At 63.8% G+C, this 24,658-nt stretch carries 19 protein-coding genes and 1 pseudogene; 11 read left to right on the top strand and 9 right to left on the bottom strand.

Annotated elements, in window-relative coordinates:
• Nucleotide 1 precedes the first annotated feature (1 nt).
• Nucleotides 2-1,615: an FAD-binding dehydrogenase gene (locus FAY22_RS08240; RefSeq protein ID WP_146329762.1), complete on the bottom strand. Its 1,614-nt coding sequence runs from the start codon at nucleotides 1,613-1,615 to the stop codon at nucleotides 2-4.
• Nucleotides 1,585-2,841 (bottom strand): L-lactate dehydrogenase, encoded by a 1,257-nt coding sequence (locus FAY22_RS08245; protein WP_146329763.1) that lies wholly within the window; start codon nucleotides 2,839-2,841, stop codon nucleotides 1,585-1,587. Before FAY22_RS08245 ends, FAY22_RS08240 begins: the two co-directional genes overlap by 31 nt.
• Before the next feature lie 167 nt (nucleotides 2,842-3,008).
• Here FAY22_RS08245 and FAY22_RS08250 point away from each other — a divergent pair, with 167 nt between their 5' ends.
• The 4 genes from FAY22_RS08250 to FAY22_RS08265 all read left to right on the top strand — a co-directional run bounded on the left by FAY22_RS08250 (nucleotide 3,009) and on the right by FAY22_RS08265 (nucleotide 5,861).
• Nucleotides 3,009-3,947: a LysR family transcriptional regulator gene (locus FAY22_RS08250; RefSeq protein WP_146329764.1), complete on the top strand. Its 939-nt coding sequence runs from the start codon at nucleotides 3,009-3,011 to the stop codon at nucleotides 3,945-3,947.
• Nucleotides 3,948-4,270: 323 nt separating this feature from the next.
• Entirely contained in the window at nucleotides 4,271-4,579 is a 309-nt protein-coding gene (locus FAY22_RS08255; protein WP_146329765.1) for a DUF2471 family protein, read from the top strand.
• Between the two features lie 144 nt (nucleotides 4,580-4,723).
• Nucleotides 4,724-5,299 (top strand): HMA2 domain-containing protein, encoded by a 576-nt coding sequence (locus FAY22_RS08260; RefSeq protein ID WP_146329766.1) that lies wholly within the window; start codon nucleotides 4,724-4,726, stop codon nucleotides 5,297-5,299.
• A gap of 100 nt (nucleotides 5,300-5,399) precedes the next feature.
• Nucleotides 5,400-5,861: an RT0821/Lpp0805 family surface protein gene (locus FAY22_RS08265; RefSeq protein ID WP_146329767.1), complete on the top strand. Its 462-nt coding sequence runs from the start codon at nucleotides 5,400-5,402 to the stop codon at nucleotides 5,859-5,861.
• Nucleotides 5,862-5,923: 62 nt separating this feature from the next.
• On the opposite strand, the gene FAY22_RS08270 is transcribed toward FAY22_RS08265, so the two are convergent.
• On the bottom strand, nucleotides 5,924-6,400 hold the full coding sequence (locus tag FAY22_RS08270) for a bacteriohemerythrin (RefSeq protein ID WP_371417381.1): 477 nt from the start codon (nucleotides 6,398-6,400) through the stop codon (nucleotides 5,924-5,926).
• Between the two features lie 225 nt (nucleotides 6,401-6,625).
• Nucleotides 6,626-8,470: a glycoside hydrolase family 15 protein gene (locus FAY22_RS08275; protein ID WP_146329768.1), complete on the bottom strand. Its 1,845-nt coding sequence runs from the start codon at nucleotides 8,468-8,470 to the stop codon at nucleotides 6,626-6,628.
• 160 nt (nucleotides 8,471-8,630) lie between these two features.
• On the opposite strand from FAY22_RS08275, the gene FAY22_RS08280 reads away from it, so the two are divergent.
• From FAY22_RS08280 to FAY22_RS08290, 3 genes are all read left to right on the top strand, one after another.
• Nucleotides 8,631-9,080 (top strand): PPC domain-containing DNA-binding protein, encoded by a 450-nt coding sequence (locus FAY22_RS08280; RefSeq protein WP_146329769.1) that lies wholly within the window; start codon nucleotides 8,631-8,633, stop codon nucleotides 9,078-9,080.
• Nucleotides 9,081-9,262: 182 nt separating this feature from the next.
• Nucleotides 9,263-11,059 carry an autotransporter assembly complex family protein gene (locus FAY22_RS08285; protein ID WP_371417382.1) on the top strand — a complete coding sequence of 599 codons (1,797 nt, stop codon included), beginning with the start codon at nucleotides 9,263-9,265 and terminating at the stop codon, nucleotides 11,057-11,059.
• A 2-nt stretch (nucleotides 11,060-11,061) separates the two neighbouring features.
• On the top strand, nucleotides 11,062-14,967 hold the full coding sequence (locus FAY22_RS08290; RefSeq protein WP_146329770.1) for a translocation/assembly module TamB domain-containing protein: 3,906 nt from the start codon (nucleotides 11,062-11,064) through the stop codon (nucleotides 14,965-14,967).
• Between the two features lie 29 nt (nucleotides 14,968-14,996).
• On the opposite strand, the gene FAY22_RS08295 is transcribed toward FAY22_RS08290, so the two are convergent.
• Entirely contained in the window at nucleotides 14,997-15,827 is an 831-nt protein-coding gene (locus tag FAY22_RS08295; RefSeq protein WP_146329771.1) for an SAM-dependent methyltransferase, read from the bottom strand.
• Between the two features lie 131 nt (nucleotides 15,828-15,958).
• Here FAY22_RS08295 and FAY22_RS08300 point away from each other — a divergent pair, with 131 nt between their 5' ends.
• A complete protein-coding gene (locus FAY22_RS08300) occupies nucleotides 15,959-17,134 on the top strand; it encodes a class I SAM-dependent methyltransferase (RefSeq protein ID WP_146329772.1) in 1,176 nt (391 codons plus the stop codon).
• Between the two features lie 51 nt (nucleotides 17,135-17,185).
• Complete coding sequence (locus FAY22_RS08305) at nucleotides 17,186-17,926, top strand: Mut7-C RNAse domain-containing protein (RefSeq protein WP_146329773.1); 741 nt, start codon at nucleotides 17,186-17,188, stop codon at nucleotides 17,924-17,926.
• Nucleotides 17,927-18,281: 355 nt separating this feature from the next.
• Here FAY22_RS08305 and FAY22_RS08310 read toward each other — a convergent pair whose 3' ends face one another.
• Nucleotides 18,282-18,506, bottom strand: a complete 225-nt coding sequence (locus FAY22_RS08310) for a hypothetical protein (protein ID WP_146329774.1) — start codon at nucleotides 18,504-18,506, stop codon at nucleotides 18,282-18,284.
• Between the two features lie 135 nt (nucleotides 18,507-18,641).
• Complete coding sequence (locus FAY22_RS08315) at nucleotides 18,642-20,519, bottom strand: potassium transporter Kup (RefSeq protein WP_146329775.1); 1,878 nt, start codon at nucleotides 20,517-20,519, stop codon at nucleotides 18,642-18,644.
• Between the two features lie 261 nt (nucleotides 20,520-20,780).
• Between FAY22_RS08315 and FAY22_RS08320 the strand changes: the two genes are divergently transcribed.
• Nucleotides 20,781-21,650, top strand: coding sequence for a response regulator (locus FAY22_RS08320; RefSeq protein ID WP_168204801.1), 870 nt, complete (start codon nucleotides 20,781-20,783; stop codon nucleotides 21,648-21,650).
• A 388-nt stretch (nucleotides 21,651-22,038) separates the two neighbouring features.
• Nucleotides 22,039-23,267, top strand: a pseudogene (locus FAY22_RS08325) (nucleoside recognition domain-containing protein).
• Between the two features lie 26 nt (nucleotides 23,268-23,293).
• Here the strand turns inward: FAY22_RS08325 and mnmH are convergent.
• Together mnmH and FAY22_RS08335 are read right to left on the bottom strand one after the other, a co-directional pair.
• Complete coding sequence (gene mnmH, locus FAY22_RS08330; RefSeq protein WP_146329777.1) at nucleotides 23,294-24,319, bottom strand: tRNA 2-selenouridine(34) synthase MnmH; 1,026 nt, start codon at nucleotides 24,317-24,319, stop codon at nucleotides 23,294-23,296.
• Between the two features lie 68 nt (nucleotides 24,320-24,387).
• Nucleotides 24,388-24,639, bottom strand: a complete 252-nt coding sequence (locus FAY22_RS08335) for a hypothetical protein (RefSeq protein WP_146329778.1) — start codon at nucleotides 24,637-24,639, stop codon at nucleotides 24,388-24,390.
• Nucleotides 24,640-24,658 lie beyond the last annotated feature (19 nt).

Below are 24,658 nucleotides of genomic sequence, written 5' to 3' on the forward strand. Positions count from 1 at the left end.
TTCATCCCGCGATCGCCCGCGCGGCGCGCCGCGCGCTGTACACGCAGCCGCCGAGGAAGGTTCCTTCCAGCCCGCGCAAGCCGTTCATCCCGCCGCCGCCGAAGCCGGCGGCCTCACCGGCCGCATACAGCCCGGAAATCGGATTGCCCGCCGTGTCCAGAACGCGGCTGTCGAGGTCGGTCTGGATGCCGCCCAGACTCTTGCGGCTGATGATGAATTCGCGGATCGCGATCAGCGGCATGGCATCCGGGTCGAGGATTTTCTGGAATTTGCAGGTACGTATGCGGTCGCCGCGCCACTTGCGCAAGTGGGCGATGCGCCTCAGTTGCTCGTCGTTGTGCAGTGCCGAGCCGCGCGCGATCTCGGCATCGTAAGACTCGATCACAGATCTTACTGTGGCGGTGTCGACCGACTGGTCGCCCTGGAGATCATTCATCTTGTCCACCAATTCCGGCAGCGAGGACGCGGTCACGAAGTCGACGCAATTGGCGGTCATCTGGCGCACCAGCCAGCGGTTGCCGAGCAGCGTATCGCGCAGGAAGCCGACGACGCTCTTGTCGCGCAGGGAGGGGTTGAATTCCGCGCCGGATACGGCGAGTTCCTTGAGCGCGATCTTCTGATTGAGGATTTGCCAGGAGTACGCCCGTTCCTCGCTGCAGATGCGCGTCACCAGTTCGCGCGTGTCAAATCCGCTCACCAGCGGCTGCGGGCCGATGCGCTCGCCGCGCCAGTTCAGCCACAGCGCCGATTTCGGTGGCACCAGCGACAGCCCGTGCCCGGGCTTGCGCGGACGCCAGTGATGCACGCCTGCCGCGTAGTTCCACATGCGGTCGAGATTGGTGACGTTGCCGCCCGCCCCCTGGACGGCGTCATGCAGCAGGCCGTCGGCGAACTTGTGCGAGCCGTTGAGGATGGTCTGCGGCGGCGCATTCCACTCCGCGTGCCAGTGCTTGCGGACCCGGTCGATGCTGCCGTTGATGCCGCCGGTTGCCACCAGCACGGTATCGGCGCTGGCCATGAATTCCTCGCCGGTATCCTCGATCGCGCCAGAGCAGCCGCAGATGCGGCCGGCTTGCATGCTCAGGTCGTCGACCCGATGGCGGAACGCGAGCGTCAGCGCCTGTCGTGGCGGGTGCGCCAGCAGCGTGCGGATCAGTTGCGTCGCCAGGCCGTGGCCGGTGCCCCAGGTGACGTGCCAGCGAGGCACCGAATTGCCGCCGCCGAATTGCCCGCGCTCGACCCACAGCGGCAGCGGCAGGAAGCGGATGCCGCGCTCCTTGAGCCAGCAGTAAATTTCTCCGAAGCTGTCGTTCACGTACGCCTCGGCCCAGCGGCGCGGCCACAGTTCGGCGGCCGGATCGCGGCCGAAGTCGCCGAACGAAAGCCAGTCGCGCAGCGCCAGCTCCGGCGTGTCGCGGATCTTGCTGCGGCGCTGCTCGGGCGTGCCGACCATCAGGATGCCGCCGAAGCTTTCCTTGGCCAGGCCGCCGAAATTTTGCTCGTCGTCACGGTCGAGCAGGGTGACGCTCTTGCCCGACGATAGCAGCTCCTGGGCCGCGACGATGCCAGCCAGGCCGCCGCCGATTATGACGACATCGCTGTGATACTGCCGCATTGCGCCCTCCTTTCTCCATGTTTGCCATCGCTGCCGGCGTATTGCGCAGGCCCCGTCATGGCCTGGCTTGCCAGCGCCTCGCGCGTGATCGAACGCACGTCCGGACAGGCGGTCAGCGCCATGGCGACCTCCATTTCCTTGCTCACGATGTCCAGCACGTGGGATACGCCGTCTCCGCCGCGCGCGGCCAGTGCGTAGGCCCAGGCCCGCCCCAGCAGGCAGGCGCGTGCGCCCAGCGCCAGCGCCTTGACCACGTCCAGGCCGCTGCGGATTCCGCCGTCGACCAGCACGTCGATCCGGTCGCCCACCGCGTCGGCCACCGCTGGCAAGGCCGATATCGCCGACGGCACGCCATCCAGCTGGCGTCCGCCGTGGTTGGAAACGATCAAGCCATCCAGCCCCAGGTCTGCCGCGCGGCGCGCATCGTCGGCGTCGAGAATGCCCTTGGCGACAATCTTTCCCGGCCAGTTGTCACGCAGCCATGCAAGGTCGTCCCACGTGACGGACGGGTCGAATTGGGAGTCGATCCACGCCCTGAAGTCGGTCAGGCGCTGTGCATGCGGCAATACCTGGCGCAGGTTGCCGAACACCAGCGGCTTGCCGCCGAGCGCAACGTCGATCAGCCAGGAAGGGTGCGAGGCGAAGTCCCAGGCGCGGGCCAGCCCGGCTTTCAGGCCGCGCGCTCCGGTCACGCCGTTGCGCACGTCGCGGTAGCGCGCGCCGACCACCGCCAGATCGACGGTCAGCAGCAGCACCGGGCTGCCGGCCGCATGCGCGCGCTGCAGCAGCTCCCGCACATATCCACGGTCGCGCATCACATACAGCTGGTACCAGAACGCGGCGCCCGCCGCACGCAATTCCTCCATCGGGCAGATCGAGACGGTCGACTCGCAAAAAGGGATCCCCGCGCCTTGCGCGGCCAGGGCTGCCTGCACTTCGCCGCGCCGCGCGAACATCCCCGCCAGCCCGACCGGGGCGAGTACGACCGGCATGGCCAGCTTCTGCCCCAGCACTTCGGTGCGCAAGTCGATGCGCGACACGTCGCGCATCACCCTTTGCCTCAGCAGCACCGAACGTAGATCGTCGACGTTGGCGCGCATCGTTGATTCGTCATAGGCGCCGCCGTCGAGATAGTCGAAAAACTGGCGCGGCAGGCGCCGGCGCGCAAGCTCCCGGTAATCGCCGGCGCAGGCGGGCTGCAGAAAAAGAGATTGGTCACGCGGCATCCGGTGTCTCCCCGAACTGGATTATTGTGTGCCTGCCCGATGCCCGCGGCAATGCCGCGAGGCGCCTCCCCCTTTCGGGGCGGCGGCGGTTTGGCTTAGTATCTGGCATGGCTCATTGCAGTGTCCAATGAGATTTACTATCGCGACTGATACCTTGAGGTTATCGGATGAACCTGAAGCAGCTTCAGCATTTCGTGACGCTGGCGGAGTCCGGCAATGTGCATCGGGCCAGTGCCAGGCTGAATATTTCCCAGCCGGCGCTCTCGAAAAGCATACGCACGCTGGAAGAAGAGCTCGATGTCGTGCTTTTCGACAGGCTGTCGCGCGGCGTGCGCCTGACGCCCATCGGCCAATGGCTGCTGTCGCGTTCATGCTCGCTGCTGTCGGAGGTGCAGCAGCTGCATACCGAGATCGACCTCATCAAGCGCCAAGCGAACGGCTCGGTACGCATCGCCGCCGGCACTGTGCTGTGTTCATCCCTGATTCCGGTCGCACTGGCGCGGTTGCGCGAGGTCGCCGCCAACGTGCAGGTCGTGGTCGAATCGGGCTACTGGGACCACCAGAAGCACATGCTCCTCAACGGAGAAATCGACTTCTTCGTCGCCGATTCGCGCGAGCTGGAAGACATCATCGAGTTCGAGCTGGTGCCTCTGCCGGCCGAGCCTATCTGCGTCTACGTGCGCAGCGGCCATGCGTTACTGAAAAAGAAAAAGCCGGCACTATCGGACTTGCAGAAGTATCCGTTCACCGGACTGACGAAAATCCCGAAAGAGCTGGAAAGAGTGCTGGCAGCGTATCCCGAACTGCCGGCCGGCATGCTGTCTTCCAGCGCCGTCGCCAGCAATGACTTCGGTCTGCTGCGCACCAGCGCGGTGTTGACGGACGTGCTGTTCTTTTCGCCGCCCAGCGCGGTCCAGGAGCAGATCAGACGGCGCGAACTGGTGCGCCTGAATTTACCACTGCCACCGCAGTTGCAGACCCATTTCGCCATCGTCTGGCTCAAGAGCCGCCGGCTGTCGACAACGGCCGAATTGATGAAGCGCACGATCATGGAGTGCGCATTACAATCCTTTCAAGCCGGCACCTCTCATATCGCCAAGGCGTAGCTATCTCCCCTCGATTCTAGGCGCCCCGGGCGAACTTGTTTTCGCATCCGGCGTCCAATGTTTTCCCTGCGGCATTTCCTTGGTGCATTTAATTCCATTTGGGTATTTATTTGTGCCATTCAGTTGCCAATGCAACGACTTTGCGAGCCGCAGGGCCAGCAAATTCACCCATAAATGTTGTCTATATAAAATTTTCCTGAATTAAAAATCTATCAGGAAAAAAGGCGGAAATGAGGTTTGCGAAGCCTCATGGAATGGCGGAGCATTTTGTTCTATACTGTATGCGCATACAGTAGTTTAACCATGGGAGTAAGTGACGTCGGATGAAACTCTTTGAAGGCCATAAATTGCATGCGGTCCAGGCGCGGCTTGAGCTCGCGGTGGATGCGATCGTGGAACGTCATCGTACGGCGGGACGCGTCCTGACCTGGCGCCTGGTGCATGAAATCGAACAGGAAGCGTTGCGGACGCTGCAAGAGGCTGGCGACCTCGACATGAAGTATATCCGCATGGTGCGTTCTTCTCGCTGGGGCTACGTTCCCAAGGTAAACCAGCCCGCCGATTTGCAGAGCCACGAATGCCTGCCTGTCGCGCTCACGATGATTCGCAAGGCGTATCACACGCTGCACTAGCGGCATCTCCCGACAATTCTCGCCGACTTGCGGGCTTCGTGCAGCCCGCCCAGCCCGGCTGCAATCCGGGTTACCCCAGGAACGATGCGAAACTGAAAAGGTCAAACTGCTATTTCGCATCGTTTCCATTGCAAAGGCAATCCGATGCCGCGCCAATGCCATGTGGTCCATCGACTGCCGGGACGCATACGCCTCAAGGCCCCCGAGGCAAAGGGCGATCCCTTGTTCTTCCACCACGTCCGCGAGCTCGTTTCATCCGTTGACGGCGTACACCAGGTCGAAGCGAATCCGGTTACCGGGTCGGTGGTTGTGCGTTACGACAGGAACGACCGCGACATCGAACAGCGCCTGCAAAGGGCATTGGAGGATGAAAACAAGCTGCTTTCCTTTGTCGTGCCAAAAATGGAAGACGCAGCCCAAATCGCGCGGTTCGTCGAAACCGACCTGACGATGCTTGCCAACCGCTCGCGCGTGGCGGCGGCCCTGGTGGATGGCGTCAGAGCGTTCAACCTGTTGCTAAAGCGCGCCACCAACAATACCGTCGACCTGCAGATCCTGTTTCCGGTCGCGTTTGCGGCCATCAGCCTGTTCTTCATTGACCGTCGGCGCGAACCCGGCTTGTGGATCATGCTGCTGTTCGTGTCGTTTCACACTTTCCTGACCTTGCAACAACCGGTCACACCCATGCACCGGAAGCCGGTGCTTGCCGTCCGCGAGTAAGCCCAGCCACCTTGTCTTGACCGATTGACAGCTGTCAAGACGGCAATGGCATGCCATCGATATCCTTTGTGCCAACACGTTCTGACAAAGGGTACTGTCGATGAAACTCTCTTTCATTCGTTGCACACTCATATGCTGCGGACTGAGTCTGGCAGGTTGCAATACTCCGCCCACCCAGGAGCAGACCGGCATCGTTCTTGGCGGCGTGCTTGGCGGAGTGCTCGGCTCTCAGGTCGGCGGTGGCGACGGCAGGACCGCCGCCACCATCGCCGGATCGCTGGCTGGCGCCTTCATCGGCGGCGCGATTGGACGCTCGATGGACGACACTGATCGCCTCAAGGTCACGCGCGCCCTCGAAACCGAACGCACCGGTGCCTCGTCGCACTGGCGCAATCCCGACAGCGGCAATCAGTACACCGTCACGCCCACACGCACCTATGAAACCTCGGGAACGCCATGCAGGGAGTACACCGTGGACGGTGTTGTTGGCGGTAAAAAGGAAAAAATCTATGGCACGGCTTGCCGCCAGGCGGACGGAACCTGGCGCACGTCGAATTCATGAGTTCCGGCGGCCCAGGCCGCCGGAATTTTCGTTCGAAATCAGTACCGCGATAAACCGGCCAGTTAGCCGGCCGCCCGATTCTGCGGGGGTTCCGGTTTTGGAGAAATCGTCGGCGAGGCCGCCAAATCGCCGCGTCCAGGGTTCATATCGAGTGCGACAGCCAACGCCAAGTCCATCGTGGTCAGATGAAACAGGAACCATTCCTGCAGCAATTCGATCGCGTGCCGCCCGATGCCGATATTGCCGTTCATCACATGCGGCACGACATGATGCAAGCCGCTCAGCACTCGCGCATGCTGTTCTCGGTGGCTGTTGAGGGCGGGGAAATCGATCCGCTCCATCAATTCCTCTTCTTCTTCGAAATCACGCTCGAGCTTGGCGATGAGGAGAAAGAAGAGCGCGCCGAACTGATCATCGGGTGCCGCCGCGATATGCGCAAGTTCCGCGAAAAACGCCTGGTGCGCACTGTCCATGCCTGGAATGCCAAGTTCCATCTGAGGCGACCATACGAGGGTGCTCATGATTCGCTCCACATTCATGACCGGCCATGCCCTGCAAGGCGACCGGCGGTTGTATCGAAGTCCCATAAAGACTGTATGCCATCGGCATGGACAAGTCATCCTGCCCCGTTGACTCAGGTCAAAGATAGTAAAAATGCACTAACGGTACATGTGGCTAGGGATTACATGCAATCGCTGTCGGGAAAAATCTGCGACGGAAAGGCCTTTTGCGCCGGACACTACGGTGTAGCGTGACATGCGGCATCACGCCGGCTTCGACGTGGATTGCGCCGTCTCCGCCAGTGCCAGGCGTGCCATGATCTGGGATACATGGGACAGCGCCTGCGGGAAATTGCCGAGCATCTGGCCGCTATCCGGATCGAATTCCTCGGAAAACAAGCCCAGCGAATTCGCGCACCGCAGGCCACGCTGATAATAGCTCCAGGCCAGTTCCGGCCTCCCCTGCCGCGCGAGGCAGTCGACCAGCCAAAAGGTGCATGGGATGAACGCGCCTTCCCTGCCCAGCAGCCCGTCGGGTGAGTTGTAGCGCATTAGCAACCCGTCGTGCTCAAGGCCGGCGCGGATTGCGTCGGTGGTACGTATCATGCGCGGATCGTCGTAGGCGACAAAGCCGATGCGCGGCAGTCGCAGCAGCGCCGCATCGAGGTAATCCTCGCCGAATGCTTGCAAGAAAATTCCGCGCTGCGCATCGTAGCCTTCGCTTTCGATCGTCTCCCTTATGTGGTGCCGGGTTTCTACCCAATGCGTCAACGGCGCCGGCAGCTCCCTTTCCTGCGCCAGCCTGATGCCGTACTCCAGCGCACCCCAGCACATCGCCTTGGAATGCACATGGTGGCGCGGCCCGTCGCGGAACTCCCAGATGCCGTAATCCTGGTCCCGCCATCTTTCGCAGGCGGCATTGACCACGTCGACCAGGAAATCCCAGTACTGCAGTTCGATGTTGCCGCCTTCGGCGTGCCACAACCATGCCAGTTCCAGGATTTCGCCGTAGATATCATGCTGGTTCTGGCGCGAGGCGAGATTACCGATACGCACCGGATGCGAACCGCGATAGCCTTCCAGCACATCCAAATCGACCTCGGTCAAGCGGCGCTTGCCGTCCACGCCATACATGATCTGCAGCTCGGCGGCGCTGCCAGCCGAGCTGCGCTGGACGAACTGCAAGAAGCGGTCGGACTCCCGGTCGCAGCCAAGGCGGTCGAGCGCGCGCACGGTGAAGACCGAATCGCGTACCCAGCTGAAACGGTAATCCCAGTTGCGCGATCCGCCTATCCATTCCGGAAGGGACGTCGTCGGCGCCGCCACGATTGCGCCGGTTCGCTCGAAGCTGAGGGACTTGAGCACGATTGCCGAGCGCAGGCTTTGTTCGTCCAGCGGGTAAGGCAGGCGGATCCGTCCCGACCAGTCGCGCCACCAGCGGCATGTTCGCTCGAAAATCGCGTCGCAGCATCGCTCGGGCGGCGCCGCTGCGGGCGGTGTGTTAGGGGTGGTATCGATCAGTTCCGGATGCTCGAAACGCACTGACAGGCTGAAGCGCTGCCCGGCATGGATGCAGAAATTGCCAGCGAGCTGCCGGTGTCCGATCACGTCGAGCGGGACATCGGACTGGATCACCATTCCCATGTCGCTGCCGATGGCGGTGTAGACACCGTTTCCCTGGCGACGCACACGCGGGATGATTTCGCCGTAATCGAAGCGCGGAGCGATATCGATGTGCAGCTCGACGTTGCCGGAAACGCCTTCGATCAGGCGCATCAGCTCGAAATGCGACTGCGCGCCCGCATCGCCTTCCACCGAGAAAAAATCGCAGAGGCGTACCTGCCCTTGCGCAGTGGCGAAGCAGGTTTCCAGTACCATGGTTTCAGGTAGGTAACGGCGTGTCACCGTGACTTGGTCGGATGCCGGAAAGATGGCGAAATTGCCGCCCCGGTCCCAATCGAGCAGGCGCCCGAAGCAGCTGTCGGCATCGACGCGCGGCATGCAACACCAGTCGATCGAGCCGCGTGCCGAGACGAGCGCCGCACAATGGCAATCGCTGATCAGAGCATAGTCGGCAATTGGCGGGTACCGGTCTTCTTGTCGATTCATGGCGGGACGCGGTTCTATCGGGCAGGCGCTTGCGGCAATTTAACGTTGTGACCGGCCAGACAATGACAAGTTGCATCGCACGGAAGCCTGCCGAATCTTTTGTGGCACAGGCGGTGTCGCAGTCATGTACGACAGATCGGCCGGGCACGATGGAGACGACATGCGCTACAAACTCATCAATGAAGCTGCGGAACGCACCTATGCGCTGATCATGGACAGCGGCGACGAGGCGGTATCGAGCCTGCAGGAATTTTGCGAACAGCAAGGCATTTCGGCCGCGCGATTCAGCGCGATCGGGGCGTTCAGCTCGGTCGTTCTCGGCTATTTCAACTGGGACTCAAAGGATTACGAGAAAATCCCCCTGCGCGAACAGGTCGAGGTGCTGACGCTGGCCGGCGATGTCGCCCTGCATCAGGCGCGCCCGAAAATCCACGCCCACGTGGTCGTCGGCAAGCGCGACGGCAGCGCCCATGGCGGCCATCTGCTGGAAGCTTATGTGCGTCCGACGCTGGAAGTCATGCTGATCGAATCGCCGGGCCACCTGCAGCGTACCCTGGATGCGGAAAGCGGGCTGCCACTGATCGACATCGACGCTTCCGGCGCCGACTGAAGCAACCCGAATCCCGCTGCGCCCCCATCGACTGCACGGTCCGCGTCAGTCCGGACTACCTGGCCGGGGCGGTCTGCCCGCATCCGCCCGGCTTGTCAATTTGCACACAACGCCCTACTGTTGCACAATGGCAGCGTATTCACCCCGGCTTCGGGGCAAGACGCTAACGCATAGGGAAAGATTTGAGCGCATTACGGTTTTTGCGGTTCTCGCCATCCTGTTCACGCCGCGCGCTTTCCCTCCTCGCCTCCCTGCTTTTTCTCGCCGCCGGTCCGCGTGCGCTAGCATCCTACCGAGTCGAACTGGATGCGCCGGATTCGCTGCGCGACCTGCTGGCGGCGCATCTGGACCTGGTCCGTTACCAGGAGCGCGACGACCTGAACGAAGACCAGTTCCAGTTCATGCTCGACACGGCGGCCGCGCAGGTGACCCGGCTGGCGTCGACCGAGGGCTATTTCCAGCCGCAGACCGAGCTCAAGGTTGACCGTGACTCCGGCACGACCGTCGTGCGCCTGAAGGTCGCGCCGGGCGCGCGCACCGTCGTGGGCCGCATAGCCGTGCGGCTGAGCGGCGCGGCGAGCGGGGATGCATCGCGGGTCGAACAGGCAGGCGGATACGGGGGCCTGCGGCCGGGCTCGCCGTTCCGCCAGGAAGACTGGGCCGCGGCCAAGCAAGCCGGACTACAGGACCTGCAGCAGCGCCGCTACCCCGCGGCGCGCATCGCCCGCTCGCAGGCCCGCATCGATCCCGAGCAGGCGCAGGCCGACCTGGAGATCGACTATGACAGCGGCCCGCCGTTCACTTTCGGAGAGCTGCGCATCAGGGGCACGGAGCGCTACCCGGACAGCATCGTGCGCAACGTCAACCCATTGCGCCCCGATGAAGAATACAGCGCAGACCGGCTGCTCGAACTGCAGCATCAGATCCAGCGCACACCCTACTTCAGCAATGTCGTAGTCGATATCGACAAGGATCCGGGTCATGCGCACGGCACGCCGGTCGACGTTCGCGTGACGGAGTTTCCGGCGCACCGGGTGCGCGCCGGCGCCGGTTACGCCACCGATACCGGCGCCCACCTGGAAGGCCGTTACTCGTACTACAACCTGTTCGACCGCGCCTGGGTACTGGACGCCCAGACACGCCTGGAGCAGCGCCGGCAGTCCGGCGCGCTGGAACTGGCGATGCCGCCCGGCGCAGGCGCCTGGGTCAACAGCGGCCATGCTTCGGTCGAGCGCACCACGCTCGAAGGCATCGACCTGCGCAGCAAGCGGATCGGCCTGCGCCGCACCCGCACCAGCGACCGCGACGACTTCTCCTATACCCTCGAATACTACAGCGACCGGCTGCTGCAACAGGGCGCAAGCGCGCCGCCGGCCGACACGGTGGTCGAGCCCGGCACCCACAGCGCGCTGGTGGCGGGGGTGGCCCTGACCCGGCGCCGGGTAGACAATCCGCTCTTCCCGCGCCACGGCTACATCGCATCGATCGAAGCCGGGGCCGCGCTGCACGACGTGCTGACGGACCAATCCTTCTTTCGCCTCTACGGGCGCATGCGCCAATACCGTCCGGTGGGCCGGCGCGACCTGATCGTCGCACGCGGCGAACTGGGCGCCGTCGTGTCCAGGGGCGGCAACGCCGAAATCCCCGCATCTCTGCTGTTTCGCGCGGGCGGTGCCGATTCGGTGCGCGGCTACAGCTACCAGAGCATCGGCAACGAACGCAACGGTACCGTTTATCCGACCCGCTATCTCGTCACCGGCGGCATCGAGTACCAGCACTGGATGTCCGAAAAATGGGGCGCTGCGCTGTTCTACGACGCGGGCGCCGCGACCGACCGCTGGAGCGGCAAGAACTTCTTCCATGCCGTCGGCATCGGTGCGCGGTGGCGCAGCCCGGTAGGCCCGGTCAACGGCGACCTGGCCTACGGCTTCCAGGGCGGAAATATCCGGCCGCACCTGTCGCTGGGGATTGTGTTTTGATCATGAAACGCGCGCACTCCGCCAAGCCTGTCCTGTCCCTTTCCGCCCGGCGGCGCCTGGCCGCGGCGCTGTCGCTCGTCGCGGTGCTGGCGACGCTGGCATTCGGCGCGCTATGCACCGAACCCGGCGCGCGTGCGCTGTGGCACATCGCGATGCGGCTGGTGCCGGGAACGCTGTCGGGCGAACTCGTGGGCGGCACGGCCATTCGCGGCGTACAACTGCGCGGCCTTGCCTATCGCGACAAGGGCAAGCTGATCCGGATCGATACGCTGGCGGCCGACTGGGCCTGGTCGCGCGCGCCGCTGAAGCTGACCGTCGATGCGCTGCGCATCGGCACCGTCGACGTGACGCTGTACCCGACGCCGTCCGCGCCGCTCGCCCTGCCCGCCCGCCTCACCCTGCCCGTGGAACTCGAAGTCCGTGACGCAGCGCTACGCCAGCTCGCAGTCCGGGAGGGGGCGGCTGTCGCCACGATCAACGACATCCGGCTGCGAGCCGGCTCCGACAAGGTGAGCCATGCGCTGACGCTGGAGCATGCAAGCACGCCCTTCGGCACAGTAAGCGCCATTCTGCGCCTGAACGGCATCGCCCCGTTCGCCGTCGGCGGCAGCGCGCGGCTGGACGGCGAATGGCGCGGCGAACGATACCGCTTCGACGCACAACTCGGCGGCACGCTGCGTTCGCTGGAGCTGCGGCTCGACGCGAGCGGCGACCGCATCACGGGAAATGCGCAAATCGAGGCGGTGCCGTTCGATGCCGTGCCTTTGCGCCGCGCGCAGATCAGGTTGCGGCACCTTGACCCGCAACTCTTTAGCGCCGCCGCACCGCGTGCCGATCTCGATGTCGACGCCAACCTCGTGCCGGCGCAAGGCGCATCCGGCTTCGCCGTGAGCGGCCCCGTCACGCTTGCGAATGCGCTTGCCGGCCCGCTCGACTCCGGATTGCTGCCGCTGGTCTCGGCCAGGGCCGATCTCCTGCTGGACGCCCGGCGCCAGCAGTGGTCCGACCTCCATGTACGCCTGCCGCGCGGCGTGTTGCGGGGCACAGGGGAAATGAGCCATTCGGGCCAGGTCCATCTGGCGCTAGAGGCGGCCGGGCTCGATCCGCACGCATTGCACACCCGGCTCACGCCGGCGCAACTGGCCGGCCCGACAAGGGTTGATACTGAAGGCGGGACGCTGCGCATCCGCCTCGCGCTTTCCGGGGCATCGCTTTCCCTGAAAGGCGACGCCCGCATCGGGGAACGTGAGATCGCGTTGGACAACGCGCTGCTCGCTGCCGGCAACGCGCAGCTGCAGCTTGCCGGTACCCTCGCGCGCGACGGCGAACACGCATTTGCCGTGCGCGGCAGCCTCGCCGATTTCAACCCGGCCCGTTTCCTGGCTCGACAGCGCGGCTCCAAGGCCGACACGCTTCCCGATGCGCGCATCAATGCGGACTTCGAGGCGCAAGGCGCGCAATTGCCGGAATGGCGCGCGCAGCTGCGATTCCAGGTGCGCGACAGCACCTATGCCGGCTTGCCGATGCATGGCGCGGGAAGCCTGCGTTTCAGCGGCAAGCGGACGCTGGCCGGCGACGCGCGGCTCGCAGTGGCCGGCAACAAGCTGCAGCTGCAGGGCGGATTCGGCGCGCCGCCGCAACGGCTGAAGTTCAGCATCGATTCGCCTGCGCTGGAGCGCCTCGGCTACGGGCTTTCGGGTCTTTTGCAGGCCGACGGCGAACTGGGAGGAACGCTGGAGCGCCCGATCATCGACGCCAGCGTGCGCGCCGAGCGCCTGGCATACCGGGAATACCGCCTTGCCCGGCTCGCGGCCCAAGTCCGTACGCAAGGCGTCCCCGGCAGGAGTCCGGATGCGCGCGTGACGCTGGAACTCGACGCGCGAGATGCGCGCAGCGGCCAGGCCGCGCTGAGCCGGCTGAATGCCTCGGTCCACGGCACTTACGCCAGCCATGCCATTGCACTGGCGGCCAACGGACAAATTCTCGGTAAGCCGCTTTCTCTCGACCTGTCGGCGCACGGTGCGTTGCGCGAACTGAAGCAAGGCTATTCCTGGGACGGCAGGCTCGACAGAATGGAAAGCGGCGGTGTTGCGCGCCTGTCGCTGGCGCAGCCGCTGTCCGTCAGTATCGCCCCGCGGCGCATCGCCCTTGGCACCGCGCGGCTGACGCTGGACCAGGCGCAGATCGATCTGAAAAGCCTGCGGGCGGATGATGCCCAGTTCAACTCCGAGGGAGCTTTCACTGGGCTCGATCTTGGCCGCTTGCTGGAACTGCGGCGCGAATTCGGCGGTGAAGCTGTCCCGCTCAAGACCGATCTGCTGCTCGACGGCCGCTGGAAGCTTGCGCTTTCCGGTTCCGCTGACGGCTACTTTGCGCTTGAGAGAAAGCGTGGCGACATCCGGATCACGAGCGGCGGGCGCGACAATGCGCTCGGGCTCAAGAACTTCCTGCTGCGCGGAGAGATGGGCGGCCAAACGCTGCAGCTCGCGCTCGATGCCGACGCCAGCCGCATCGGAACCGCGCGCGGCCAGGCCCAGGTGGTTTTACGCCCCATCGACGGGCGCCTGCGGCCTTCGCCGGATTCGCCCTTGTCCGGCCGCCTCACGGTCGAGGTGCCGCGCCTGCAAAGCATTGCATCGCTGGCAGGACCGAAGGTCGGGCTGGACGGCAGCGTTGGCGTGGACTTGCAAGCGGGCGGGACGCTGGATGCGCCGCTGCTGTCCGGCGACGCCGTCGGCAGCAAGCTGGCGCTGACCGTCTACGATCAGGGCGTGCGCCTGCGCGACGGCAGCGCGCATCTTCGGCTTGCCGATAACGTCCTCGAAATACGCCAGCTGGAGCTACATGGAGGCGAAGGCACGTTGCGAGCCGCCGGCAGCATCCCGCTTGCGGGCGAACGCGCCGGGTTGAGTGCGACCCTGAGCGCCGACCGGCTGCAGCTGTTGTCCAAGCCTTCGGCGCAATTGACGGTCTCGGGTCAGGCAGATATCGCCGACGCCAATGGCGTGCTGAAAATCAGCGGCAAGATGAGAGCCGACAACGCGCGCTTTCTGCTGCCGGAAAAAAGTGCCCCCGAGCTCGATGGCGACGTGCTGGTGGTAAGCAGCAAACAACGGGCCGGCTCGGCGGGCACGGCGACGCAGCCTGGCGGCGCAACGATTGCCGGCCCGTTGGCACCGCTCATAGCGATCGATTTCGACCTCGGCGAAGACTTCCGCTTTCAAGGCTCGGGGGCGGATGTCCTGCTGGGCGGCACACTCGCCGTCGCCAGCGCGCCCGGCGAGGTAGCCAGGGCGAGCGGAACCGTTCGCATCGTCGAGGGTACCTACGAGGCATTCGGCACCAAGCTGAAGATAGAACGCGGGCTACTCAACTTTCACGACTCATTTTCCAACCCCGACGTGAATATCCTGGCGATGCGGCGCGATAAGGAAGTGGCGGCCGGTGTCCAGGTCACCGGCACGGTGCGCCAGCCGCGCGTTCAGCTAGTGTCCGAGCCGGACGTGCCGGAGGAAGACAAGCTGTCCTGGCTGGTGTTCGGCCGCGCCGGCAGCGGCGGCGACGCCGGCCCCGCCGCGGCGCAGGCCGCCGCCACCGACGCCGCGCTCGGGCTGTTCAACCGCATCGGCGGCACGCGCATCGCCAAGGGCTTCGGGCTCGACCAGCTGGCCGTCGGCAGCAGCGAATTCGGCCTGGGCGCGCAGCAGGTGGTCAGCCTCGGCAAGGAAATCTCGAACCGCCTGTATATCGGCTATGAGCAAAGCCTGGCGGGCGCAGCCGGCGTGCTGAAGCTGACCTACGACTGGACGCGCCACTGGTCGGTGGTGCTGCGCGGCGGCGCCATCGGCGGGCTCGACGTGTTGTACAACAAGCGTTTCGATATCGGCGGCGACGCGCAGGGACGCTAGCGGCCGCGCGTGCCGACGTCATGCCGATATCATGCAGGCACGAAGAAACGCCCGCTCATTTCCTCCAGCCCCAGCTCGCGCAGCACTTCGTTCAGGCGCTCGGACGGGCGACGTCGCGGCAAGTCCTTGTAGCTGGCGATGATGAGCTCGTTTTTCATCGAATGCTCCCAGCCGACCAGCTCGGTCACCGTCACCTGGTAGCCGTGCGCCTCCAGTTGCAGGCAGCGCAGCACATTGGTGACCTGGCTACCGAATTCACGCGTGTGCAGCGGGTGGCGCCAAATTTCGGTCAGCGCGCTCCTGCCGATTGCCTTGCCCTTGTTCTTGCGCAGCACGGACGCCACCTCCGCCTGGCAGCAAGGCACCAGCACGATGAATTTCGCCTGCTTGGCCAGAGCGAAGCGGATCGCGTCGTCGGTCGCGGTGTTGCAGGCATGCAGAGCGGTCACGACATCGACCGTGGGCGGCAGCAGCGGCGAGGTGATCGAGTCGGCCACCGACAGGTTGAGGAAGGACATGCCGGGAAAACCCAGCCGCTGCGCCAGCTCGCGCGACTTTGCCACCAGTTCGTCGCGCGTCTCGATGCCGTAGATGTGGGACTGGTCGCCGAGCGTCTTGAAAAACAGGTCATACAGGATAAAGCCGAGATACGACTTCCCTGCCCCGTGGTCGACCAGCCGGATATCGGCGTGCTCCTCGCGCACTTCCCGCAGCAGCGGCTCGATGAACTGGTAGAGGTGGTAAACCTGCTTGAGCTTGCGGCGGCTGTCCTGGTTCATCTTTCCGTCGCGCGTCAGGATATGCAGTTCCTTGAGCAGTTCGATGGACTGGCCTGGTTTGATGTCTGGGATGTGGTTCATGGCTGGAATTCCTCTTGCGCGCGGGGAGTGCGATTCTATCCGATCGTAGCGCCGCCCGCGCGCGGATGTGTTTAAATGCCACCTCGCGAGCGAAATGCCGTCGCCGTTCACCACTTACCTCCATGAATCAGATGCAACAAAATCCACCTTCGAGCGAGCCCCAGGCAATCTCGACCTCGGCCCCTGTCCTGACCTGGAGCGAGGCCGGGCAGCCACACACCGCGCGCTGGCGCTCCGAAAGCGGCGTTCCCGCGCCCCGGCGAGTGGCAATCGCCGACGATCGCACGGGCGCCGATGCCGCCTTCAAGCTGGCCTGCGAGGGAAGCGCGCTGCTGTGGCGCGGCGATTTCCAGAACGCGCGCCAGCTGCTCGCTGCCTTGGCGCGGCGCATCGACCGCAAGCCGCGCCGGGCGCGCCCCGCCCGCCAGCCGGCGTCTCCGGCGGAAGCCTTCCACCTGCAGCGCCAGGCGCAGGCGCAGGGCGCGCGCATCCTCGGCATGCTGCTGGTGCCGCTGGACGCGAGCTATGCCATCCCGCTGCGGCGCGCTCCGGATGTGCGCCAGGCCTGTACCGAGGCGTGGGGCGCAGCCGGCGAAGCATCGGTCGTGTCGATGCGCGAATTGCTGGGATTGATCGGCGCGCACGAGTGGCGCAAGAAAGGGGTAGAGATTCCGGCGCTGGGCGAGCGCATTCATCCGTACTACGGCGTATTCTCGCCGGTGCGCGGCGAATATGTGGACCTGGTGGCGCAGGCTCCGCTGCCGGCGACGACTTTGGCCTTCGACATCGGTACCGGCACCGGCGTGCTGGCTGCCGTACTGGCGCAGCGCGGCGTGCAGCGCGTGGTCGCCACCGACCAGGACGCACGTGCCTTGGCTTGCGCGCGCGACAATATCGGGCGTCTCGGCCTGGCGCAGCAGGTGGAGATCGTCCAGGCCGACCTGTTCCCTCCCGGACGCGCGCCGCTGGTCGTCTGCAATCCGCCGTGGGTGCCGGCGCGGCCCAGCTCGCCGATCGAGTACGCGGTATACGATCCTGACAGCCGCATGCTGCGCGGCTTTCTCGCGGGGCTCGCGAATCATCTGGAGCCCGGCGGCGAAGGCTGGCTGATCCTGTCCGATTTCGCCGAGCACCTCGGCTTGCGCACGCGTGAAGAATTGCTCGTGCTCATCGATGCGTCCGGCCTGAAGGTCCTCGGGCGTCTCGACATGCGGCCCCGGCATCCGAAAGCCGCCGATGCCGGCGATCCGCTCCACGCGGCGCGCTCGGCCGAGGTCACGTCGCTGTGGCGGCTTGCCGCGCGCTAATCCGGCCCCAACTCGTCGCCGTCGTACGCTGCGCGGTGCCATAATGCGCAAATGGTCACGGCGACATTCCGCTTCTATGAAGAGCTGAACGAGTTCCTCGCGCCTGCCCGGCGCAAGCGCGATTTCGACTGTGCATGCGCGCGGGCCGCCACGACAAAGCACATGATCGAGGCGCTCGGCGTACCGCATACCGAAGTCGAACTGGTGCTGGTCAACGGCGTATCATCCGGTTTCGACCGCGTGCTGAAGGACGGCGACCGCGTGGCGGTTTATCCGAAATGCGAAGCGCTCGACGTCACGCCGCTGCTGCGCGTGCGGGACCGTCCGCTGCGCGTGACGCGCTTCGTCGCCGATACCCATCTCGGCGGACTGGCGCGCCTGCTGCGCATGGCCGGCTTCGATACGCTGTACGACAACGGCTTTCGCGATGACGAGATCGCAGCCATTTCAGCGCGCGAGGAACGCATCGCGCTCACGCGGGACCGCGGCTTGCTGATGCGGCGCGAGATCACGCACGGCTGTTATGTGCACGCACTGAAATCGGCGCAGCAATTGCGCGAAATCTTCGAACGCCTGGATCTGGGTCGCAGCGCGCGCCCGTTTACGCTCTGCATGCACTGTAACGCGCCTCTTTCGGCCGTGCCCAGGGAACTGGCCAGATGCAAGGTACCAGCGCGTGTCTTCGATGCTTACGAGCGCTTCAGCGCCTGCGGCAGGTGCGGCCGGATCTACTGGGAAGGCTCGCACTGGGAGCGTATGCGGACGCTGCTTGCGGGCCTCCTGCCGCCCTGAGCGTCCACCTCAGGATGGGCGGAGCGGCGCAGCCCCGGTATCAGCCGCCGGGACGATAAATATCGCCCTGCGTGGTGCCCGGAGCGCCTGATCCGGTCGTTCCGCCGGCCCCGCTGGTGCCGCTGGAGTTACTTCCCGACCGCATGCCCGAGCAGCTTGCCAACAACAGGACCGCGAGAATAAGCGATAGCCTCTTCATAGCATGCCTCCATCTAATGCATCTATTGCAATCCCTCCTGCTGCGCGCTGGGCGCCATGTCAGGAGTGACTACCAATATAGACAGCATCGCCGCCATGCGCGAGGATTAATTCCGCGCACCGCCCGCCATTTGACGCAGTTCATGCGGAAGGTGAATTACCGTGCGCGGGACAGGATGACCAGCCATTTGCCGAACACCAGCAGCTCCACGTGGCCGGGCTCGATGCCGGTGCTGCAATCGAGCAACGGGTTGACCTTGTAAAAACGCTTGCGGAAGTCGCGGCAGACAAACATTTCACGCCGGCCGAAACGCATCAGAAATGACGTTGGTGCATATTCCAGACCGAATCGCGGGCTGATGGAATTATTAAGATAGGCCATCGCAGTTCTCCTCCCTGATAACAGCATTGAACGAAGCATTACTGTATCACAATTACTGTATAAATAAACAGTAATTATGAAAAAGCCACACTTCGCCCTCAGCGGCCGGAAGGCGCGCCGCATGCCGGCGGTCCGTCAGATCTCCACCTGCGTTCCCAGTTCGATCACCCGGTTGCTCGGCACCCGATAATAGTCGGCCGCGTCGCGCGCATTGCGCGACATGGTCGCGTACAGCGCTTCGCGCCACATCGCCATCCCCGATCCGACGCTTGGGATCACGGTCTGGCGCGCGATAAAGAACGAGGTGTTCATCATGTCAAGCTCCAGCCCCTTCTGCGAACACAGCTCCAGCGCGTGCGGGATGTCCCGTTCGTCCTTGAAGCCGTAATGGACATTGACCTGATAGCACTGGTGCCCGAGCGGCTCGATCTGTATCCTTTCTTGCGGCGGAACAGTCGGGATATCGGCATTGGTCACCGTGAGGAAGATGGTGCGCTCGTGCAGCACCTTGTTGTGCAGCAGGTTATGCAGCATCGCATGCGGCACGCCGTCGCCTTCCGCGCGGAAGAAGATCGCCGTTCCTTCCACCCGCGTCGGCGGACTGATGAACAGCGACTGCAAGAACTCTTCGAGCGGAATCATGTGCTTCTTCAGGTTTTCATACACCAGGTGACGCCCGTCACGCCAGGTCAGCATGATCGTGATCATCACCGCGCCCAGCAGGATCGGGAACCAGCCGCCGTGCACGATCTTCAGCGAGTTGGCCGAAACAAAAGCCAGGTCGATGATGAAGAAGAAGCCGGTCGCTGCCACACACAGCAGCAGGTTGTAGTGCCAGCGGTAGCGAATCACGAAGAAGGTCAGGACGGTCGTGATCAGCATCGTCAGGGTCACCGCGATGCCGTACGCCGACGCCAGCTTCGACGACGAGCCGAAGCCGATCACGGCCAGCACGACCGCGCACAGTTGCAGCCAGTTCATCAGCGGAATGTAGATTTGCCCGATTTCGCGCTCCGACGTGTACATGATCCGCATGCGCGGCAGAAAGCCCAGCGCGATCGCCTGATGCGTCATGGAGAAGGTGCCGGAAATCGTCGCCTGCGAGGCAATGACCGTAGCGACAGTGGAAAGAGCCACCAGCGGGTAAATGCTCCACGGGCCGAGCTGGTGGAAGAACGGATTGACCACCGCGGCGGGATTGGCCAACAGCAGCGCGCCCTGCCCCAGATAGTTCAGCGCGAGCCCGGGAAACACCACGAAAAACCAGGCCATGCGAATCGGCCGCTTGCCGAAGTGGCCCATGTCCGCATACAACGCTTCGGCGCCCGTGAAAGCCAGCACGACCGCACCCAGCGCGACAAACGCCAGCCAGCTGTTACGCGTCAGGAAGTCCAGCGCGTGCAGCGGGTTGATCGCGGCGAGGATGGCGGGGTTGTGCACGATATTGACGACGCCCATCGCAGCAAGGGCCAGGAACCATATCAGCACGATCGGCCCGAACCACTTGCCGATGCCGGCGGTGCCATGATGCTGCGCCATGTATAGCCCGACCAGCACCGCCACCGTCAGCGGCACCACGTAAGGTTGCATCACCGGCGTCGCCACTTCCAGGCCTTCCATTGCCGACAGAACCGAAATGGCCGGCGTAATCACGCCATCGCCGAAAAACAGCGCCGCTCCCACCAGACCGGCGAACATCACGGGCTGGTACCAGCGCGACTTCGACGTTACTGACGACAGTGCGAGCGCCATCAGCGCCATGATGCCGCCCTCGCCGCGGTTGTCGGCGCGCAGAATCAGCGACACGTATTTCAGCGAAACGATGATAGTCAGCCCCCACAGGATCAGCGAAACCACGCCAAGCAGATTGGCGGGTGTCAGCGCGACTCCATGCTCGGTCGAAAACACCTCCTTCATGGTGTATAGCGGGCTGGTGCCGATATCGCCATAGACGATGCCGATGGCGGCCAGGGTGAGCGTTCTGAGACTGTCTTTTGCATGTTCTGAAGACACAAGACACCTTTATTGCATTGTTATTGAATTGTCACGTCTGAAACCCAGTTCCCGCCCTCGGGCTCCTTCTTAGGCAAACGGGAACCGTTCATGGTTTCCCGTAACCGCCGGATTGTACTTGATGCAAATGGCGCCATCCGCGTTGGCGATTTATCTCATGCATTGCGCGCGCCGAACGGTTCCTTGCTACATGCTCCTCTGTTACCATTTCAGCAATTACGGTCGGCAATCGCCGGCATCCATTTTTCCAAGAGATTTTTTATGAACCAGACGCCCCAGCAGCAGGAGCCCCAGGTCGCCAGCAGGCGTTTCGTTCTTGAAATGCTGGGTTTTTCCGAAACAGAAAAAGCATTGCTGGCCTCCACCTTCCGCCTCACCGGCAGGCGCGCATTTTGTTATGCCGAACCGGACGGACCGGCGGAACGCAGCGACGTCTATCTCGTCAATGCCGACAACCCATCGGGCCTGCAGCAGATGGAGGCGCGCGCGCCGAACGCCTATGCGCCGGCGCTGCTGATCGGTCGCGCGCCAGAAGACTCCCCGTGGCCCGCAGTGGAAAAACCGATCCGCTGGATGAAGCTGTTCGAGCAGCTCGATCAGGCCATGCTCGCCGCATTATCGATGCGCGCCAGCCGGCCCGCCCCGAACGGCGGGCAGTGGAACGGAACGGACTTCCGCCGCGCCGCCGACCGCCATCGTCCGCAGCCCGAACTGATCGCGCCGCCGCCGGCCGAATCTGTGCTGGTGGTCGACGACAGCGCCACCGTGCGCGCGTTCATGCGCACCAGGCTTGCCCCGTTCCGCTTCGACGTCGACTACGCCGAAAACGGCGAAGCGGCGGTCGCCATGGCGCAGGCCAAGCGCTACACCTGCATTTTCCTCGATGTCGTGATGCCGGGCATGGACGGTTATCAGGTCTGCAAGCGCATCAAGTCCGATCCGGCGACCAGGGGCACGGCGGTCGTGATGTTGAGCAGCAAGTCCTCGCCCTTCGACAAGTTCCGCGGCAGCTGGGCCGGCTGCGACGCCTATCTGGGCAAACCAGTCGGCGAAGACGAACTGCTCGCCACGATAGGCCGTTTCCAGCCCAGCGCACGGCGCGTCGCGCTGTCCATTCTCTCGCGCGGCTGAGCGGCTTCCACGCCGCCCGGCAGAAAAAGGCGAAAAAAAACCCGCCAGCCTTGCGGCTCGCGGGTTAAATCCAATTCAAGGAGAGTTGGAGGAGACAGGATCAATCTTACGGCAGGGAGGCAAATTCTTCCTCTTTATTGTTGTGATAGCAGATATAACCATTTCAAATATCACAAGCCATTACCCGAAAAAAATAAAGCCCGCGCACTGCGCGGGCTCCTGTCTCCATCATCCTTGGGTGGATTTTTTTAATGCGGGTGAGATATTACACTGAACTTTCGATAGCGCAAACGCTTTTCAACTAGCCTGTTTGACGCCCGACATATTAAGATTCGCCGGCTCAAATCCGCGCGGCCCCGGCCGCCCAATCTATCTCGAAGGATTCCGAATGCTCAACGGCCTGTGGCTGAGCTTTTTCCTGATCGCTGCCGCCAGCGCGGTCTGGCGCTGGCTCGGCGGCGGCAATCCCGCCGTTTTTTCCGCCATGGTGGAAAGTCTGTTTGCCATGGCGAGACTGTCGGTCGAGGTGATGATCCTGCTGTTCGGCACCCTCACACTGTGGCTGGGTTTCCTGCGCATCGCGGAAAAGGCAGGCATCGTCGACCTGCTGGCCCGACTGCTGGCGCCGCTGTTTCGACGCCTGATGCCCGACGTTCCGCCAGGCCATCCGGCGCTTGGCCTGATTACCCTGAACTTCACCGCCAACGCGCTCGGACTGGACAACGCCGCCACGCCGATCGGCCTGAAAGCGATGCGCGCGCTGCAGGAGCTCAATCCCGATCCCAAGACCGCCAGCAATGCCCAGATCCTGTTCCTGGTCCTGAATGCATCGTCGCTGACGCTGCTGCCGGTGTCGATTTTCATGTACCGTCTGCAGCAAGGCGCGCACGATCCGACCATGGTGTTCCTGCCGATCCTGATCGCCACCAGCGCTTCCAGCCTGACCGGACTGCTGGCGGTGGCCGTGATGCAGCGGCTGAGGCTGTGGGATCCGGTGGTTCTGGCATGGCTGGCCGCTTTGGCGCTGCTGCTGGGGGCTTGATGACTGGGCTTGCGGGGCTGTCGGCGGCGGCGCTGGGTGCGTTGTCTTCGCTGCTGGGCAACCTGGTGCTGTTTGCGCTAATCCTTGTCTTTCTGCTGTGCGGCGCCTTGCGGCGGGTCCCGCTCTATGAAAGCTTCATTGAGGGCGCGCGCGAAGGCTATGACGTGGCCAAAAACCTGTTGCCGTACCTGGTCGCCATGTTGTGCGCCGTCGGCGTGCTGCGCGCTTCCGGCGCGCTCGACGCGCTGCTCGGCGGCCTGCGCTACGTCGTGGAAGCAGCCGGCTGGGATACGCGTTTCGTCGACGCGCTGCCGACTGCCCTGGTCAAGCCGTTCTCCGGCAGCGCGGCGCGCGCCATGCTGATCGAAACGATGAAAACCATGGGCGTCGACAGTTTTCCGGCGCTGGTCGCCGCCACCGTACAGGGCAGCACCGAAACTACGTTCTACGTGCTGGCCGTGTATTTCGGCGCGGTTGGCATCCAGCGCGCACGCCATGCGGTCGGCTGCGCGCTGGCAGCCGACATCGCCGGCGTGATCGCGTCGATCGCGGTTTGTTACTGGTTCTTCGGCTAAATGGCTGAAAAAGGCTGGGCCGATGCTCAGCCGAATCGCGCCTGCAATGTCTCCGCCACCGGCAACAAACCCTGGTGCGACAAGTCGTCGAGCATGAGCTTGGGCGAGGCGTCGATTTCCGGGTAATTGCGCACGATGGAACGGCGGTAGCTCGGATCGTAATGATTACGCATCAGCCGCTCGAACAGTTCCGGCACCCGCTTCTGCCCGGCCAACACCTGCCATTCCTCGAACTCCGCGCCGCCCACCAGAGCGCGCAGATGCGACAGCCGTTCGATCAGCGCAGCCGGATCCTGCTCGAAGTGATGGTAGTCTTCGCGCAGCAGTTGCACCCGTTGCGGCATGGCGGCTTCGACAGCGATGGTCGTTCCCTTTCGCATGGTTGCCAGCAGCAATTCCGGCAACTGCACCTGGCCGACTTTCTTGCTTTCGGCTTCCACCCACACCGGGCGCGCAGGATCGAGTTCGGACAGGCGGCGCAGGAGCAGGCTGTCGAACATCTTTTGCGTCGGTTGCGACTTGCCAGGGACGGCGCCGATGATGGAGCCGCGATGGACGGCAATCCCTTCCAGGTCGAGCACTTGCGCGCCGCGCTCGTGCAATGCATGCAGCAGGCGCGTCTTGCCGCATCCGGTCGATCCCGACAGCACGATGTAACGATAACTGGCGGGCAGGCTTGCGAGCTGTTCGTTGACCCAGCGCCGGTACGTCTTCCAACCTCCCTTGAGCTTTTCGACGCGGTAGCCGATGGTGTCGAGCACGTCGAACCAGACCTTGCTGCGCTTGCCGCCCCGGAAGCAGTAGACCAGGATCCTGCTTTTGGCCGGATAGCTGGAGATATGCGTTTCAATATGGCGCGCGATGTTCATCAGCGAATAGCGCGCGCCGAGCCGGTAGGCACCTATCGCGTCGGTGCGATGCAGCGTGCCGACCTCGGCAAACTCGGCATCGTTGACGACAGGCAGGTTGACGGCGCCGGGGATGTGGTCTTCATCGAATTCGTGCGGGCTGCGCGCGTCGATGATCAGGTCATAAGATTGGAAATCGAGCATCCCGCCATTGTACGTTTTCTGACGGAACATTTCGCATGTTTATGGCAGCGTCCGACGCTGCGGCGATGCTATTTCAGCAACTCGTCGACCATGGCATAACCTTTTTCGAACCCGGCCTGCACCGCCTCCTCGCGGCTCGGGTAATCGCCATTGTCGCCCGATTCTCCTGTCAGCTCGCTCTCCGATCCGGCGTCTTCGCCGGGCTGGGTAATGCGGACCGTGAAATCCCAGCGCGCCGGAACGTCCGAATGGCGCAACGCGCTCACGTGCACCTCCATGCCCTTGTACGATTCGGTGCGCCAATCCTGCTTCAGAGCCATCGCTCGCCCTCCGGTATGG

The sequence above is a fragment of the Noviherbaspirillum sp. UKPF54 genome (genome assembly GCF_007874125.1).
GTDB lineage: Bacteria > Pseudomonadota > Gammaproteobacteria > Burkholderiales > Burkholderiaceae_D > Noviherbaspirillum.